Genomic DNA, 14,857 nt, shown 5'->3' with positions numbered 1-14,857 from the left:
GAAACAACTTGAGAACCGCTCTCAACCCCGTAAAATGCGCAGCACTTAATCAGGGATGAATTTGAAGATGCGCATTTTTGCCTTGCTGCTGGCTCTTTCCTTTCTGGCCGGCTGCGCTTCCAAACCCCCGTACTACATCTCTCCAGCACCCGTGACCATTCCCAAGACTGCCACCTTCTGGGTCGATACCTTCGACGTCAAAGTGGTGGGGCAGGGCCGAATTTTCATGTCGGACGCCAAAGTCCGCGAGCAACTGGGCGTCGACCTGGTCGACCGTCTGCTCAAGGCCAAGCGCTACGCCAGCAGCAAGCAGACCGCTGACTACCTGCTGGACGTGGATATCGTCTACGTGCGCCATATCCTCGACTCCAAGGGCGGTATCACCAGCCTGGTGGTCGACGACAACACCATCCTGCAAAGCATCGACTTCGGCTACAAGGTCAAGGTCAAGAAAGCCGACGCCGAGGTGCTGCATTTTGCCCAGGATCGGGGTGGCCTAGTGCCCAATAACTGGGGCGGCCAGGTGCAGCAATGGAAGACCATTGGCGGGGTCCTGACCAATGAAGGCAACGCCAATATCGAGCGCCATTTCACCGGTGGCTTGAGCAATTACATCGTGCACGACCTGCGCGCCATACCCTCACGTTAATACCCCGGATTTATTCACCTAGGAGCACCCTGTGAAATCACTCTGCAAAATCCTGCTGTCCGGCCTTGCCGCCACGGCACTGCTGACCCTGGCCGGTTGCGCCACGGAAAGCTCCCGCGCACTGCCGATCGAAAAAGTCGCCAGCGCCAGCGTCGCCTACTCCGGCGTACGCGTGCCGATTGCCGTGGGCAAGTTCGATAACCGCTCCAGCTACATGCGCGGGATCTTCTCCGATGGCGTGGACCGCCTCGGTGGCCAGGCCAAGACCATCCTGATCACCCACTTGCAGCAGACCAACCGCTTCAGCGTGCTGGACCGCGACAACATGGGCGAAATCTCCCAGGAAGCGAAAATCAAGGGCACCGTCCAGAACCTCAAGGGTGCTGACTACGTGGTGACCGGCGATGTGACCGAGTTCGGCCGCAAAGAAACCGGCGACCGCCAGTTGTTCGGCATTCTCGGGCGTGGCAAGACCCAGGTGGCCTACGCCAAGATCAACCTGAATATCGTCAACATCAGCACCTCCGAAGTGGTGTATTCCACCCAGGGCGCCGGTGAATACGCGCTGTCGAACCGTGAAGTCGTGGGCTTTGGCGGCACCGCCAGCTATGACTCCACCCTCAATGGCAAGGTCCTGGACCTGGCCATGCGCGAAGCGATCAACCGCCTGGTCGACGGTATCAACGCCGGCGCCTGGAACCCGCGTAACTGATTTAAGTGTTTTCAAGGAGCAGTACACGGATGAGCAAGGCAGTTAAGTTAGCGCTGATGCTGACAGCAACCGCGCTGGTTGCAGGGTGCCAGACGGCACCCAAGCCCCTGTATCAATGGGAAAGCTACCAGCCACAGGTTTACGAGTACTTCAAGGGCGAGCCCAAGGAAGCCCAGGTCGAAGCGCTGGAACGCGACCTGCAAAAGATCAACGCCAGTGGCCGCCAGGCCCCGCCGGGCTACCACGCCCACCTGGGCTTGCTGTACCTGAGCATGGGCAAGGATGACCAGATGGTGCAGCAGTTGCGCACCGAGAAGGCGCTGTTCCCCGAGTCTGCTGCCTACATGGACTTTTTGCTCAAGAACGCCAAGGCCCCAGAGGTGAAGAAATGAGCTTTTTGAAACTCACCGGCGCCTTGCTCGCCCTGGCCTTGCTGGGCGGTTGCGCGGCACCCAAGACCGTCGATTACTCGGCCTACAAGCAGGCGCGGCCGAAGTCGATCCTGGTGCTGCCACCGATCAACGAGTCCCCTGAAGTGCAGGCCTCCTACAGCCTGGTATCGCAGGTGACCTACCCGTTAGCGGAAGCCGGTTACTACGTGATGCCGATTGCCCTGGTGGACGAAACCTTCCGCCAGAACGGCCTGACCACCGCCAACGATATCCAGGGCGTGCCGCCGGGCAAGCTGCATGAAATCTTCGGCGCAGACGCGGCGCTGTACATCACCGTCAGCGAGTACGGCACCAAGTACATGCTGATCACCAGCGACACCTCCGTGACAGCCTCGGCCAAACTGGTCGACCTGCGCACCGGCACCACCCTGTGGACCGGCTCGGCACGGGCGTCCAGCGAGGAAGGCAACAACAACGGCGGCGGCCTGGTGGGCATGCTGATCACTGCGGCGGTCAAGCAAGTGATCAACAGCTCCACCGACGCGGCGCACCCGATTGCTGGTATCACCAGTGCGCGCCTATTGTCGGCCGGGCAACGCACCGGGATCCTGTACGGCCCGCGCTCGCCCAAGTACGGCTCGGACTGATCTGGACCAGTCACTGCCGATCCAATGTGGGAGCGGGCTTGCCCGCGATAGCGGTAGGTCAGTCACCGTATGTATTGACTCGCCCACCGCTATCGCAGGTCAAGCCAGCTCCCACATAGGTTGAGTGACCAGACGCTAACCCGAATCCCGACGCTCCTACGTCTGACCTTGTGAACGCATCATTCACACACGAGGTTCAGCCCATGTCCCATCCTCTTCTCCTCCTGCGCCCCGCTGCCCAGGGCTTTGCCGTGACCTTGCTGGTGGCACTTGCCGGGTGTGGGCTGTCATCCCGTGACGAGGCCAAGGCGCCCGAAGCGGCTGCCGTCCCCGAACTGCAAAGCGTGCCTGTCCAGGCTCAGGGCGCCATGCTCAAAAGAATGGCGATGCCGGCACCGATGGCCATGCATGACGCTGTGGCGATGGAGTACCGCGCGGAGCCGCGTGAGCAGTATCAAAACCTGCCGGACAACCCGGTGCACAGCGTTGCCGAAACCCCGGTCTCGACCTTCAGCGTCGATGTCGATACGGGCAGCTATGCCAATGTCAGGCGTTTCCTAAACCAAGGCCAGCTGCCGCCCGAAGGTGCCGTGCGACTTGAGGAAATGGTCAATTACTTCCCCTACGACTACCCACTGCCGAGCGATGGCTCACCGTTCGGCGTGACCACCGAAGTCGCCGCCACCCCCTGGAACCCCAATACGCGCCTGCTGCGCGTCGGCATCAAGGCCTCCGAGCGTGCGGTGGCCGAACTGGCGCCGGCCAATCTGGTGTTCCTGGTGGATGTTTCCGGCTCCATGGACCGCCGCGAAGGCCTGCCGCTGGTGAAAAGCACCCTCAAGCTGCTGGTCGACCAACTGCGCGATCAGGACCGTGTGTCGCTGGTGGTGTATGCCGGCGAGTCGCGGGTGGTGCTCAAGCCCACGTTCGGGCGTGACAAGGCAAACATCCGCAACGCCATCGAGCAACTGACCGCCGGCGGCTCCACGGCGGGCGCATCGGGCATCGAACTGGCCTACCAGATGGCCCGCGAAGGGTTTCTCGACCAAGGTATCAACCGCATCCTGCTGGCCACCGACGGTGACTTCAACGTCGGCATCAGCGACTTCGACAGCCTCAAGCAGATGGCCGTGGACCAGCGAAAAAGCGGGGTATCCCTGACCACCCTGGGGTTTGGTGTGGACAACTACAACGAACACCTGATGGAACAACTGGCCGACGCGGGCGATGGCAACTACGCCTATATCGACAACCTGCGCGAAGCGCGCAAGGTCCTGGTGGAGCAACTCAGCTCGACCCTGGCCGTGGTGGCGCGGGATGTAAAGCTGCAGGTGGAATTCAACCCGGCCCAGGTCAGCGAATATCGCCTGCTGGGCTATGAAAACCGCGCCTTGAAACGTGAGGATTTCAGCAATGACAAGGTGGACGCCGGCGAAATCGGTGCCGGGCATACCGTGACAGCGCTGTATGAAATCGTACCCAAGGGGTCAAAAGGCTGGCTGGAACCGCTGCGCTATACCCAGGCCAAGGCTGGCGAGGGCAACGCCACAGAACTGGCCATGTTGCGGGTACGCTACAAGCCGGCGGCGGGTGGCAGCAGTCGCCTGATCGAACACCCGATCAAGAGTGCTCAACACACGCCCAGCGACGACCTGCGCTTCTCGGCCGCCGTGGCCGCCTTCGCCCAACAGCTCAAGGGCGATGGCCGCTACACTGGCAGCATGAGCCTAAAAGACACCGCCGCCCTGGCCCGCTCGGCCCGGGGTGATGATCCCTACGGCCTGCGTAATGAATTCGTACAGTTGGTGGAACTGGCCCAGAGCCTCAAACACTGATCTTGCACACGATACAGCTCTAATGTGGGAGCTGGCTTGCCCGGCTCCCACAGGTAATCTGCAGTGATCCATCGAAAGGAGTTCGCCACTTAACATGGCCGTACCAGATGATCCACCCAGCGACGAATCGCTGCTGGCCCGCTACCGCAGCGGCGATGCAGGCGCCTTCGAAATCCTTTATGCCCGGCACCGCCAGGGCCTTTACCGGTTTCTCGTGGGCCTCTGCAATAAGGCCGAACTGGCTGAGGAAATCTACCAGGACACCTGGCTCAGCCTGATCCGCAGCACTACCCAGCCACAAGGCCGCGCGAGTTTTCGTACCTGGCTGTTCCAGATTGCCCGCAACCGCCTGATCGACCATTGGCGCAAGCACGGCATCCACAACCCGCTGCACGACAGCTACGACGAACAACTGCACGCCCAGCCCGACGCCGGCGCCGGCCCCGAGCAGCAACTGAGCCTGAGCCGCGACCAGGGCCGTCTCGATGCAGCGTTGCAAGACCTGCCCGAAGACCAGCGCGAAGTGTTTATGCTGCGCCTGCACGGCGACCTGGAACTGCCACAAATCGCCGCCCTGACCGGCAGCCCACTGGAAACGGTAAAAAGCCGCTTGCGTTACGCCCAGCAGAAATTGCGTCGGCTGCTGGCCGAGGAGGTACCCGTATGACTGACTCCCGACACCCCCAGGATCCGACTGACGAAGGGCTGATCCAGCACTTTCGCCAACACAGCGCCAACGAGCCGCCTGCGTCCCTCGACGCCTTCATCCTCGCCGCCGCCCGCCGCGAAGCACCGGCACCCGGGCCAAACCTGTGGCAACGCTGGCTGCAAGCCTGCCAACGACCACGCTGGCAGATGGCGTTTGCCACCGTGGCCGGGGTCGCACTGATGATTGGCGTGGTAATGCGCTCGCCAGTACCTGATATCGACCTGCCCGAAGCCGCCGAATATGCCGCTGCGCCACCGCCGCAGGCACTGTCTGCCCCAGCCGCCCCCGCGCCCATGGCCCGTATGGCGATGGCACCACAGGCTGACAGCGCGTCGGTCCAGGCCGAGATGGCGGCGGTCGTGGCCGATGAGCCCGTGGCGAAAATGAGCAAGCAGATAGCCGCCAAACCGCAGTCCCTGGAGCAGGGGCTTGAGGAGATTGTGCATCTGCGCGAGGCGGGAGAGAGCAGGGCGGCGGATGAGAAGCTGCTGGCGCTGCACAAGCGCTTTCCTGACGAAGACCTGCCCGCCCGGTTGGAAGCGTTGCAAAAGCGTTGAACCCGCGCCCACCAAAAAGCCCCAGGTCTTGCGACCTGGGGCTTTTCGTCTGTATCTGCGGCTCCCGGCCCGATTTGAACTAAGACCTACAGGCAGCGGTTTTATAGGCTGTCTTGATACGCCACGACTTGGTCTTTGAGCCAGCTGTGCAGGGAGGTTAATTGCGCCGAACGTTTAATCCCCAGTGGCCAGACCAGGTAGTAGCTCGAAGAATGCGCCGGTTCGATGTCGGTGAGTTTGACCAGCTCCCCACGTTGAATCAGTGAATGGGCGATCGAGCGGCGCGTCAATGCGACGCCGTGCCCGAGCCGTACCGCTTCGAGCAGCAAGGTGGAGTCGGTGAACTCCAGCGAGGCGTGAGGGCGCTGTCCCTCCACGCCTGCGGCGCACAGCCAGGTTGCCCAGCTTTCACTGGCGTGTAGCAGTGGCTGCTCGAGGATGGCGTGCGGCGTGTCTGGCAATACACCGTGGTTGAAGTCGCGAGCAGCGACCACCAGCAATGAGTCGCTCATCAGTGTTTCGCAATGCATATCGGGCCATTGGCCGTGACCGAAGCGGATTGCGCAATTGACCAGGCCCTGTTCTAAACCGGCGAACGCCATGGTCGATTCCAATTTCAGGCGCAACCCGGGATGGGCACTCATAAAACCGTGCAAGCGCGGCAATAACCAGTGCATGGCATAGGAGGGCAGCACTGACAGGGTCAGTTGCGGGAAATTGCTTCTCGCCAGAAACTTCTCTGTGACCCCGGCGATTTCACCCAGCGCCTGCCTGATCTGGTAGGCATAAATGCGCCCCTCTTCCGTCAACACCAGGGAACGTCCGCTGCGCATCACCAAGGCAATACCCAAATACTCTTCAAGAGAGCCAATCTGATGGCTGACGGCACTGTGGGTCACGTGCAGCTCAACGGCCGCCAAATTCACCTTGCCCAGCCGGGCCAAAGCCTCGAAGGCGCGCAATGCGGCGAGTGGAGGGAGCTTCAATAGGTGAATTCCTTTCACGGAAAAGTCTAATAATAGCCGCTATACGTGAAGCGAGCGAGATACCGATAATAGCGACGATTTAATTATTTAAATAATGTCATGCTAATAAAGCGGGAGTTGTTCGCCATGATCAATGAAATCCAGTCGTTTCTGAAAAACTACTTTGATGTATTGCAAACCCAGGACTTGAATCTGTTTGATCGGGTCTTTCATCGGGGTTGCGTGTTATATAGCGCACAAGACTCGACCGTGGTCGTCCGGTCTTTTGATGAGTACAGGGCCATGGTTCAAGGCCGTCAGTCGCCACAGGAAGGTGGTTTTCCACAACTTGATGAAGTGTTGATGATTGATGTGATGTCTGCGGAAATGGCCATCGTTAAAGTGCGTTTGCGCCTATTCAATAACGTCATGGTCGACTACTTGAACTTGATGAAAGTCGATGGCCAGTGGATGATCTTCGCCAAGCTCTTTCACAAGGCCGGTGAAGTGACAACTCAGTAAGCTAACGGCCAGATGCAAAATGAGAACAAACTTATGTAGTGCACTCTTCGCGTTGCCAGTTTACGCACTCCAACTTACAACGCAAAAGCGCTTTGCCTAGTTGGATATGGCCGGCAGAAGAGTCTTTGTGACAGCGCCCACAAAAAAGCCCCAGGTCTTGCGACCTGGGGCTTTTTTCTGTATCTGGTGCACCCGGCGGGATTCGAACCCACGACCCCTGCCTTCGGAGGGCAGTACTCTATCCAGCTGAGCTACGGATGCTTGTGCGGGCGCCATCATACCCATGTCGACCTTGGGCGTCCATGCTGGTTTTTGGCCGTCTGCCGGTAGGATTCTGGAGCGGCGAGGCTCTGTACCGGGCGGTGTGTGCCCTTGGCGCTGAATCCGGCTGTTGTGCGCCTGTCAGAATAATTCGGCTAATGCGCCGTTTTCGTTCTTTTTTTCGAACAGACTATTGCCCTGCCCCCCCATTGATCCTAGGATTCGTTTGAGATTTCAAACGCACTGTCTCCCGTGCGCGATGTTTCAGCTTGCGCCCAGTGACTGATTTCCCTGACGGCAGCCTTCGAGGCGCCTTTCAACAACTCTAATTTGCCCCGCGCGCGCGCGGTGCTGTTAAGGAAAGCCGACATGCAGCTTAAAGACACCCAGTTGTTCCGCCAGCAAGCCTTTATTGATGGCGCTTGGGTCGATGCGGACAACGGTCAAACGATCAAGGTCAACAACCCCGCGACTGGCGAGATCCTGGGCACCGTGCCGAAGATGGGCGCCGCCGAAACCCGTCGTGCCATCGAAGCCGCCGACAAGGCCTTGCCGGCCTGGCGCGCACTGACTGCCAAGGACCGTGCAAACAAGCTGCGTCGCTGGTTCGAGCTGATCATCGAGAACCAGGATGACCTGGCGCGTCTGATGACCCTGGAGCAGGGCAAGCCGCTGGCCGAAGCCAAGGGCGAAATCGTCTACGCCGCTTCGTTTATCGAGTGGTTCGCCGAAGAGGCCAAGCGTATCTACGGGGACGTGATCCCTGGCCATCAGCCAGACAAGCGCCTGATCGTGATGAAGCAGCCGATCGGCGTCACCGCCGCCATCACGCCGTGGAACTTCCCGGCCGCGATGATCACCCGTAAAGCCGGCCCGGCCCTGGCTGCCGGTTGCACCATGGTCCTCAAGCCTGCGTCGCAAACCCCGTTCTCGGCGTTTGCCCTGGCTGAGCTGGCCCAGCGTGCCGGGATTCCAAACGGCGTGTTCAGTGTGGTCTCCGGCAGCGCTGGCGATATCGGCAGCGAGCTGACCAGCAACCCGACCGTGCGTAAATTGTCCTTCACCGGCTCGACCGAAATCGGTCGCCAGTTGATGGCCGAATGCGCCAAGGACATCAAGAAAGTTTCCCTGGAACTGGGCGGCAACGCGCCGTTCATCGTGTTCGACGACGCCGACCTGGATAAGGCCGTCGAAGGCGCGATCATCTCCAAGTACCGCAACAACGGCCAGACGTGCGTGTGCGCCAACCGCCTGTACATCCAGGATTCGGTGTACGACGCGTTCGCGGAAAAACTCAAAGTGGCCGTAGCCAAATTGAAGATCGGCAACGGTCTGGAAGAAGGCACCACGACTGGCCCGCTGATCGACGAAAAAGCCGTGGCCAAGGTCCAGGAACACATCGCCGATGCCTTGAGCAAAGGTGCGACCCTGTTGGCGGGCGGTAAGGTTATGGAAGGCAACTTCTTCGAGCCGACCATTCTCACCAACGTGCCGAAAAACGCTGCCGTGGCCAAGGAAGAAACCTTCGGCCCGCTGGCGCCGTTGTTCCGCTTCAAAGACGAAGCCGAAGTGATCGCGATGTCTAACGACACCGAATTTGGCCTGGCCTCCTACTTCTATGCCCGCGACCTGGGCCGTGTGTTCCGTGTGGCCGAGGCCTTGGAATACGGCATGGTCGGCGTCAACACCGGGCTGATCTCCAACGAAGTGGCGCCGTTCGGCGGTATTAAGGCGTCGGGCCTGGGCCGTGAAGGCTCCAAGTACGGTATCGAGGATTACCTGGAAATCAAATACCTCTGCCTGGGTATCTAACCGGCAAGGTATCGCTGCAAACGCAAAGGGCACGAGAGCGCTGTCCCTTTGCGTGCTTCAAACCGTTATTCGAAGTGGCCGGGAAAGCTGTGGCAGTCGATCATCGCATGCTGCCGTAGTTGCCTCCCCGTCACGTATTCCTTGGACCACGCCACCCGATGAGTGGCGAATGAGGACTTTATGAGCAACAAGACCAACGCTTCCTTGATGAAACGCCGCGAAGCCGCTGTACCGCGCGGTGTTGGCCAGATTCACCCGATCTTCGCCGAATCCGCGAAGAACGCCACCGTGACTGACGTTGAAGGTCGCGAGTTTATCGACTTCGCCGGCGGCATCGCCGTACTGAACACCGGTCACCTGCACCCGAAAATCATCGCGGCCGTGACCGAGCAGTTGAACAAGCTGACCCACACCTGCTTCCAGGTCCTGGCTTACGAGCCGTACGTGGAGCTGTGCGAAAAAGTTAACGCCAAGGTGCCAGGTGATTTCGCCAAGAAAACCCTGCTGGTCACCACCGGTTCCGAAGCCGTGGAAAACGCCGTGAAAATTGCGCGTGCCGCGACTGGCCGTGCCGGCGTGATCGCTTTCACCGGCGCTTACCACGGCCGCACCATGATGACCCTGGGCCTGACCGGCAAGGTTGTACCGTACTCCGCTGGCATGGGCCTGATGCCAGGCGGTATCTTCCGTGCGCTGTACCCGAACGAGTTGCACGGCGTGAGCATCGACGACTCCATCGCTAGCATCGAACGCATCTTCAAGAACGATGCCGAGCCGCGTGATATTGCTGCCATCATCATCGAGCCGGTACAGGGCGAGGGCGGTTTCTACGTAGCGCCTAAAGCCTTCATGAAGCGCCTGCGCGAACTGTGCGACAAGCACGGCATCCTGCTGATCGCCGACGAAGTGCAAACCGGTGCCGGCCGTACCGGGACCTTCTTTGCCATGGAGCAGATGGGCGTTGCTGCCGACCTGACCACCTTTGCCAAATCCATCGCGGGCGGCTTCCCGCTGGCTGGCGTGTGCGGCAAGGCAGAATACATGGACGCCATTGCCCCAGGTGGCCTGGGTGGCACCTATGCCGGTAGCCCGATCGCGTGCGCCGCGGCCCTGGCCGTGATGGAAGTGTTCGAAGAAGAGCATCTGCTGGACCGCTGCAAGGCTGTTGGCGAGCGTCTGGTCACTGGCCTGAAAGCCATCCAGGCCAAGTACCCGGTGATCGGCGAAGTGCGTGCCCTGGGCGCGATGATCGCGGTCGAGCTGTTCGAGGACGGCGACAGCCACAAGCCGAACGCTGCTGCGGTGGCCGCGGTGGTTGCCAAGGCGCGTGACAAGGGCCTGATCCTGCTGTCGTGCGGCACCTACGGCAACGTGTTGCGCGTGCTGGTCCCGCTGACCTCGCCGGACGAGCAGTTGGACAAAGGTTTGGCGATCATCGAAGAGTGCTTCTCCGAGCTGTAAGTGCAGGTTGGCTGGATCGAAAAAAACCCGCTTCGGCGGGTTTTTTTGTGGGCTATGCACCTATTCAGGCCTTGTTCCTTGTACGCAGGCGCTTCCTTTGTCTAATGTGCAAGGATTGCCGATGGAGCGTGCTGCATGACTGCTGTTGATTTACCTGCTGTACCCCGTGTGCTGATTGCCGAGCCCGACCCTTGGTCGCGGGATCTGCTCAAGCAGGTGTTGTTGAATGTGCGCTGCGACGCGCGGCTGGATGTGTGCGCCGACGGGCAGCACGCCGCCGAGCTGCTGCGAGACAAATCCTACGATTTGATCATTGCCGATTGGGAGCTGCCGGGCGTTGACGGCCTGAGCCTGTTGCGCAGTGTGCGTCAGCGTCGGCGGGTGCCCGTGTTGCCGTTCATCCTGCTGAGTACACGCAATGACGGCGCCAGCGTGCGCGAGGTATTGCCGCTGGCGCCCACCGCCTACCTGACCAAGCCACTGAACATGGAGGGTCTTACGCAACGCCTGCAGGATTTGTTGCTCAACGAAGGCGAAACGGTGTATTGCGAACCCCCCGCCCTGGCGGCGGGCGTGTCCTTGCCGGTGTTCCTGGAGCAGCGTCGCGAGCTGTCGGACGGCGCGCCGCTGCGGGTTGACGTCAAGGCGGCCGTGCAACGCAGCCTCACGCCGCAGGGGCTGGATCTCAAGCAATTGGAAGAGCAGGTCAAGGTTGATCCACAGATCACCGCGGTGCTGATCGCCGCCGCCAACAGCGCCGGCCAGCACGGCACACCGGTGCAGACCCTGTCCATGGCGCTGCACAAACTGGCCGCCGGGCAGAGCATGAACCTGATCCTCGGCCTGGCCCTCAAGCACAACGTGATCCTCAGCGATGCCAGCCTGATGGAATACGCTGAGCGTTACTGGCAATTGTCCCAGCGGACGGCGCAATACGGTCGTTCACTGGCGCGCATGCTCGACCTGGAACACGAACGCTGTTACAGCGCCGGTATTCTCCATCGGTTGGGTGACCTGGCCCTGCTGCGCAGCTTGCAGGAGTGGCGCCAGGGCGGTGGTGAACTGGATGAGGCGTTGATTGGCGAGTCATTGTCCACCTTTGGCGCCAGCTATGGCTCGGCGCTGCGCACGCGCTGGCGCTTGCCCCTGGAGCTGCGCCAACTGATCGCGGCGACCTACTCCCTGGAAGGCGGGGTGTATTCCCGTGAGGCGCTGGTGATGAACATCGCGGCGCAACTGGCAGGGCTGACGGAGCATGAAGGGGTCGAGGTGTTAGCCAAGGGCAAGACGGCGAGGTTGCTCAAGGTCGGGTTTGCAGAGCTGACGCGCATCCGCAAGCCTGGGTAGGCGCTGTGTCTGGCAGCAACAATGCTGAATGTGCCGCCGCCATCGTAGCCTCGCTAAAGCTCGACAACTCCCACATTTGATTTGTGGTGTGTCCAGAACTCCCAGCCTGGTCGAGCTCCCACATGGGGTTTGTGGAGTATCCAGAACTCCCAGCCTGGTCGAGCTCCCACATGGGGTTTGTGGGGTATCCAGAATTCCCAGCCTGGTCGAGATCCCACATGGGGTTTGTGGAGTATCCAGAACTCCCAGCCTGGTCGAGCTCCCACATGGGGTTTGTGGAGTATCCAGAACTCCCAGCCTGGTCGAGATCCCACATGGGGTTTGTGGGGTATCCAGAATTCCCAGTCTGGTCGAGATCCCCTGTGGGAGCGGGCTTGCCCGCGATGGCGGTGGTCCAGGCGCTATTTTTTAGGGCCGTGAAAGGGCAGGCATTCAGCCGACAATCACCCGGTTCTTGCCCTGGCGCTTGGCTTCATACATGGCCGCATCAGCCCGGGCGAACAGGCTGTCCAGGGTTGCATCTGCGGCGGTGAGGCTGGCCAGGCCCTGGCTGACGGTCACGCCATAGGGCCGGCCGTCATGGCTGAATTCCAGTTGGCGCACTTCCTGCCCCAGGCGTTCGGCGACCTGCATGGCCCTTTCCGGTTCGCACCCCGGCAGCACCGCAGCAAATTCCTCGCCGCCAATGCGCCCGAACAGGTCGCCACGGCGCAATACCCCGCGGCCGCTCTCGGCGATACGCAATAACACCTGATCGCCCTCCAGGTGGCCGTAGGTGTCGTTGATGGCCTTGAAGTTATCTATATCCAGCAACAGGAAGGCCAGGGGCAGGCCTTGGGTGCAGGCACGTTCGAATTCGTGATGGGCGCACTCGAAGAAGTGGCGACGGTTGCTGCTGCGGGTTAGCACGTCGGTGGTGGCCAGGCGCTGCAGCTCGAGTTCCAGGTGCTTTTTTTCGGTGATGTCCTCAGCGATGCCCACCACAATCAACGGTTTCCCTGGGGTGGCCTGTTGGTTGGTGAAGCACTTGTCGCTGAGCCAGCGGATCTGCCCGTCTGCGGTGATGATGCGGTACTGGCGATTCTCGACCGCCCCCAGCTCCAGCACCTGGGCCAGGCTGTGCTCGGCGTAATGCTGGTCTTCAGGGTGGATGCTGTCGCGCCAGCCACGGTGCTCGGCCAACAGTAGGCTGGCCGAGCGCCCGAAGATGCGCTCATAGGCCGGGCTTACGTACAGCACGCGGCGGGTCTCCCACTCGATGGCCCAGAGCACGGCGTTCACACTGACCAGCAGCGAGCTCAACAGCTGTTCACGCTGGCTCAGACGCTCCACTTCGCCCTGGGCATGCATCAACGCCAGCAAGGTAGCGGCAGCCGGCCGTGACGTATCCGTTGAGTCAGGTGTGGTGGGGATCGGGGAGTCCGTTTCGTGGACCATCGGCACAATTCTCTCTGGACATGCCGCAGCATTGAACAGCAGTCAAAACAAGGCCCGCCAGGATGGCGAAGTGTTGTTTGAGAGAGGGGAATTGCAGCTAAGTTCCGTTATCAGTCGCGATTGAGACGGAATGTTCGGTGACTGTGAAATGGCGCCAAAAAACTGTGGAGCCGGTAAGGACTGGGCGTCCTCCCGGCTCCTGCAACACCTAGGCGTTTGCGGGGCGCAACGAATAGGTTTTCAACTGGTGGGCAAAGTCGCGCAGGGATTGGATCCCGCTGGCCTCGGCCTCGTGCACCCACTCCTTGATGGCCGCGAGCATGTCATGCCCGTTACTGCTGGTCTTGAGCCAGATCTGTTGCAGCGCCAGGCGCTTTTCGTAGATCACCTTCAAGGCCTGGCTGTGCTCCAGCATGCTCTGGATGCGCACATGGTGGCGCTCATCCAGCAGGCTGGTTTCCCGTGACAGCAGGCGCTTGGCCCGGTGGAACTGGTGGCGTACCGAATGATCGACCTTCTCCAGCTCCTGCTTGACCAGCGGCGCAATCACCAACTTGCGGTACTGGGCCATGATCTGGAAGCGGTTGTTGAGGATCGCCATGGCGGTGTCCATGTCCAGGTGGCCCTTGCCTTCCACCCGATGGGCAATCGGCGCCACGCGCTGCACCTTGGCCAGGCGCAGGAAGCTGAACACTTGGATCCAGGCCCAGCCCAGGTCGAATTCCCACTTCTTCACCGACAGTTTGGCGGAGTTGGGGTAGGTGTGATGGTTGTTATGCAGCTCTTCGCCACCGACGATGATGCCCCACGGCACCAGGTTGGTCGCCGCGTCGCGGCATTCGAAGTTGCGATAACCGATGGCATGCCCCAGGCCGTTGATCACGCCGGCGGCCCAGAACGGGATCCACATCATCTGGATCGCCCAGATGGTGATGCCGATGGTGCCGAACAGCAGCACGTCGATAACGCCCATGAGGGCCACGCCCAGCAGCGGATAGCGGGTATAGAGCTTGCGTTCGATCCAGTCGTCCGGGCAGTTCTTGCCGTAGATGCGCAGGGTCTCGGGGTTTTCCGCCTCGGCGCGATACAGCTCGGCACCTTTGCGCAGGACCGTGGACAGGCCCTTGATCACCGGGCTGTGGGGATCGTCGACGGTTTCGCACTTGGCGTGGTGTTTGCGGTGGATAGCGGTCCATTCGCGGGTATTCTGCGCCGTGGTCAGCCACAGCCAGAAGCGGAAGAAGTGTTTCAGGCCAGCATTGAGCTCCAGGGAGCGGTGGGCTGAATAGCGGTGTAGATAGACCGTGACACCGATAATGGTCACGTGGGTCATCAACAGAGTGACTGCCACCAGTTGCCAGGCTGACAAGTCAAGAAAACCGTTGTACCACATAGGCTGTATGGCCCTCAGATAAAGATAAGAACAACTGACGCATTATCACTTAGCCTACAGATAAAACCAGTCACCCTTTCAGATAGGAGTGACGAGATGTTACTTGTCCTATAATCCGCAGCCTCTGTAGGGCGATTCTGTTTTTTAGTAAGGATTAC

At 60.5% G+C, this 14,857-nt stretch carries 14 protein-coding genes and 1 tRNA gene; 11 read left to right on the top strand and 4 right to left on the bottom strand.

What is annotated here, in order from left to right:
• Positions 1-67: 67 nt before the first annotated feature.
• From HBO24_RS07360 to HBO24_RS07330, 7 genes are all read left to right on the top strand, one after another.
• On the top strand, positions 68-649 hold the full coding sequence (locus HBO24_RS07360; RefSeq protein WP_057437666.1) for a hypothetical protein: 582 nt from the start codon (positions 68-70) through the stop codon (positions 647-649).
• Between the two features lie 31 nt (positions 650-680).
• Positions 681-1,361 (top strand): CsgG/HfaB family protein, encoded by a 681-nt coding sequence (locus HBO24_RS07355; RefSeq protein WP_057436965.1) that lies wholly within the window; start codon positions 681-683, stop codon positions 1,359-1,361.
• A gap of 29 nt (positions 1,362-1,390) precedes the next feature.
• On the top strand, positions 1,391-1,753 hold the full coding sequence (locus HBO24_RS07350; protein ID WP_057957961.1) for a DUF4810 domain-containing protein: 363 nt from the start codon (positions 1,391-1,393) through the stop codon (positions 1,751-1,753).
• The gene (locus HBO24_RS07345) at positions 1,750-2,400 is read left to right on the top strand and encodes a DUF799 domain-containing protein (RefSeq protein WP_057436967.1); all 651 of its coding nucleotides are present in this window, start codon (positions 1,750-1,752) and stop codon (positions 2,398-2,400) included. The genes HBO24_RS07350 and HBO24_RS07345 overlap by 4 nt, the downstream gene beginning before the upstream one ends.
• 203 nt (positions 2,401-2,603) lie before the next feature.
• Complete coding sequence (locus tag HBO24_RS07340; protein ID WP_170059499.1) at positions 2,604-4,235, top strand: VWA domain-containing protein; 1,632 nt, start codon at positions 2,604-2,606, stop codon at positions 4,233-4,235.
• 94 nt (positions 4,236-4,329) lie between these two features.
• Complete coding sequence (locus tag HBO24_RS07335; protein WP_057436971.1) at positions 4,330-4,902, top strand: RNA polymerase sigma factor; 573 nt, start codon at positions 4,330-4,332, stop codon at positions 4,900-4,902.
• Positions 4,899-5,501, top strand: coding sequence for a hypothetical protein (locus HBO24_RS07330; RefSeq protein WP_057436973.1), 603 nt, complete (start codon positions 4,899-4,901; stop codon positions 5,499-5,501). The genes HBO24_RS07335 and HBO24_RS07330 overlap by 4 nt, the downstream gene beginning before the upstream one ends.
• Before the next feature lie 101 nt (positions 5,502-5,602).
• On the opposite strand, the gene HBO24_RS07325 is transcribed toward HBO24_RS07330, so the two are convergent.
• Positions 5,603-6,505: a LysR substrate-binding domain-containing protein gene (locus tag HBO24_RS07325; protein WP_232544802.1), complete on the bottom strand. Its 903-nt coding sequence runs from the start codon at positions 6,503-6,505 to the stop codon at positions 5,603-5,605.
• Between the two features lie 108 nt (positions 6,506-6,613).
• Here HBO24_RS07325 and HBO24_RS07320 point away from each other — a divergent pair, with 108 nt between their 5' ends.
• The gene (locus HBO24_RS07320) at positions 6,614-6,988 is read left to right on the top strand and encodes a nuclear transport factor 2 family protein (protein ID WP_057436977.1); all 375 of its coding nucleotides are present in this window, start codon (positions 6,614-6,616) and stop codon (positions 6,986-6,988) included.
• Positions 6,989-7,172: 184 nt separating this feature from the next.
• On the opposite strand, the gene HBO24_RS07315 is transcribed toward HBO24_RS07320, so the two are convergent.
• Positions 7,173-7,249, bottom strand: a tRNA-Arg gene (locus tag HBO24_RS07315).
• A 369-nt stretch (positions 7,250-7,618) separates the two neighbouring features.
• Between HBO24_RS07315 and gabD the strand changes: the two genes are divergently transcribed.
• The 3 genes from gabD (at position 7,619) to HBO24_RS07300 (ending at position 11,869) form a co-directional block, all read left to right on the top strand.
• Complete coding sequence (gene gabD / locus HBO24_RS07310) at positions 7,619-9,061, top strand: NADP-dependent succinate-semialdehyde dehydrogenase (RefSeq protein ID WP_057957966.1); 1,443 nt, start codon at positions 7,619-7,621, stop codon at positions 9,059-9,061.
• Between the two features lie 180 nt (positions 9,062-9,241).
• Positions 9,242-10,522 (top strand): 4-aminobutyrate--2-oxoglutarate transaminase, encoded by a 1,281-nt coding sequence (gabT, locus tag HBO24_RS07305; protein WP_057436980.1) that lies wholly within the window; start codon positions 9,242-9,244, stop codon positions 10,520-10,522.
• A gap of 135 nt (positions 10,523-10,657) precedes the next feature.
• A complete protein-coding gene (locus HBO24_RS07300) occupies positions 10,658-11,869 on the top strand; it encodes an HDOD domain-containing protein (RefSeq protein ID WP_170059498.1) in 1,212 nt (403 codons plus the stop codon).
• Positions 11,870-12,301: 432 nt separating this feature from the next.
• Here the strand turns inward: HBO24_RS07300 and HBO24_RS07295 are convergent, their stop codons facing one another.
• On the bottom strand, positions 12,302-13,306 hold the full coding sequence (locus HBO24_RS07295) for a sensor domain-containing diguanylate cyclase (protein WP_170059497.1): 1,005 nt from the start codon (positions 13,304-13,306) through the stop codon (positions 12,302-12,304).
• Between the two features lie 208 nt (positions 13,307-13,514).
• On the bottom strand, positions 13,515-14,699 hold the full coding sequence (gene desA / locus HBO24_RS07290; RefSeq protein WP_057436984.1) for a delta-9 fatty acid desaturase DesA: 1,185 nt from the start codon (positions 14,697-14,699) through the stop codon (positions 13,515-13,517).
• Between the last annotated feature and the right edge of the window lie 158 nt (positions 14,700-14,857).

The sequence above is a fragment of the Pseudomonas sp. WS 5410 genome (assembly GCF_012985645.1).
Classification (GTDB): domain Bacteria; phylum Pseudomonadota; class Gammaproteobacteria; order Pseudomonadales; family Pseudomonadaceae; genus Aquipseudomonas; species Aquipseudomonas shahriarae.
The sequence above is the reverse complement of the archived record's forward strand: the minus strand, read 5'-3'. Positions and strand labels throughout refer to the sequence as shown.

What these genes read in the sequence shown, in the direction of transcription:
- HBO24_RS07360 (WP_057437666.1), top strand. Translation starts at nt 68, where the DNA reads ATGCGCATTTTTGCCTTGCTGCTGGCTCTTTCCTTTCTGGCCGGCTGC.
- HBO24_RS07350 (WP_057957961.1), top strand. Translation starts at nt 1,391, where the DNA reads ATGAGCAAGGCAGTTAAGTTAGCGCTGATGCTGACAGCAACCGCGCTG.
- HBO24_RS07345 (WP_057436967.1), top strand. Translation starts at nt 1,750, where the DNA reads ATGAGCTTTTTGAAACTCACCGGCGCCTTGCTCGCCCTGGCCTTGCTG.
- HBO24_RS07340 (WP_170059499.1), top strand. Translation starts at nt 2,604, where the DNA reads ATGTCCCATCCTCTTCTCCTCCTGCGCCCCGCTGCCCAGGGCTTTGCC.
- HBO24_RS07335 (WP_057436971.1), top strand. Translation starts at nt 4,330, where the DNA reads ATGGCCGTACCAGATGATCCACCCAGCGACGAATCGCTGCTGGCCCGC.
- HBO24_RS07330 (WP_057436973.1), top strand. Translation starts at nt 4,899, where the DNA reads ATGACTGACTCCCGACACCCCCAGGATCCGACTGACGAAGGGCTGATC.
- HBO24_RS07320 (WP_057436977.1), top strand. Translation starts at nt 6,614, where the DNA reads ATGATCAATGAAATCCAGTCGTTTCTGAAAAACTACTTTGATGTATTG.
- gabD (WP_057957966.1), top strand. Translation starts at nt 7,619, where the DNA reads ATGCAGCTTAAAGACACCCAGTTGTTCCGCCAGCAAGCCTTTATTGAT.
- gabT (WP_057436980.1), top strand. Translation starts at nt 9,242, where the DNA reads ATGAGCAACAAGACCAACGCTTCCTTGATGAAACGCCGCGAAGCCGCT.
- HBO24_RS07300 (WP_170059498.1), top strand. Translation starts at nt 10,658, where the DNA reads ATGACTGCTGTTGATTTACCTGCTGTACCCCGTGTGCTGATTGCCGAG.
- HBO24_RS07295 (WP_170059497.1), bottom strand. Translation starts at nt 13,306, where the DNA reads ATGGTCCACGAAACGGACTCCCCGATCCCCACCACACCTGACTCAACG.
- desA (WP_057436984.1), bottom strand. Translation starts at nt 14,699, where the DNA reads ATGTGGTACAACGGTTTTCTTGACTTGTCAGCCTGGCAACTGGTGGCA.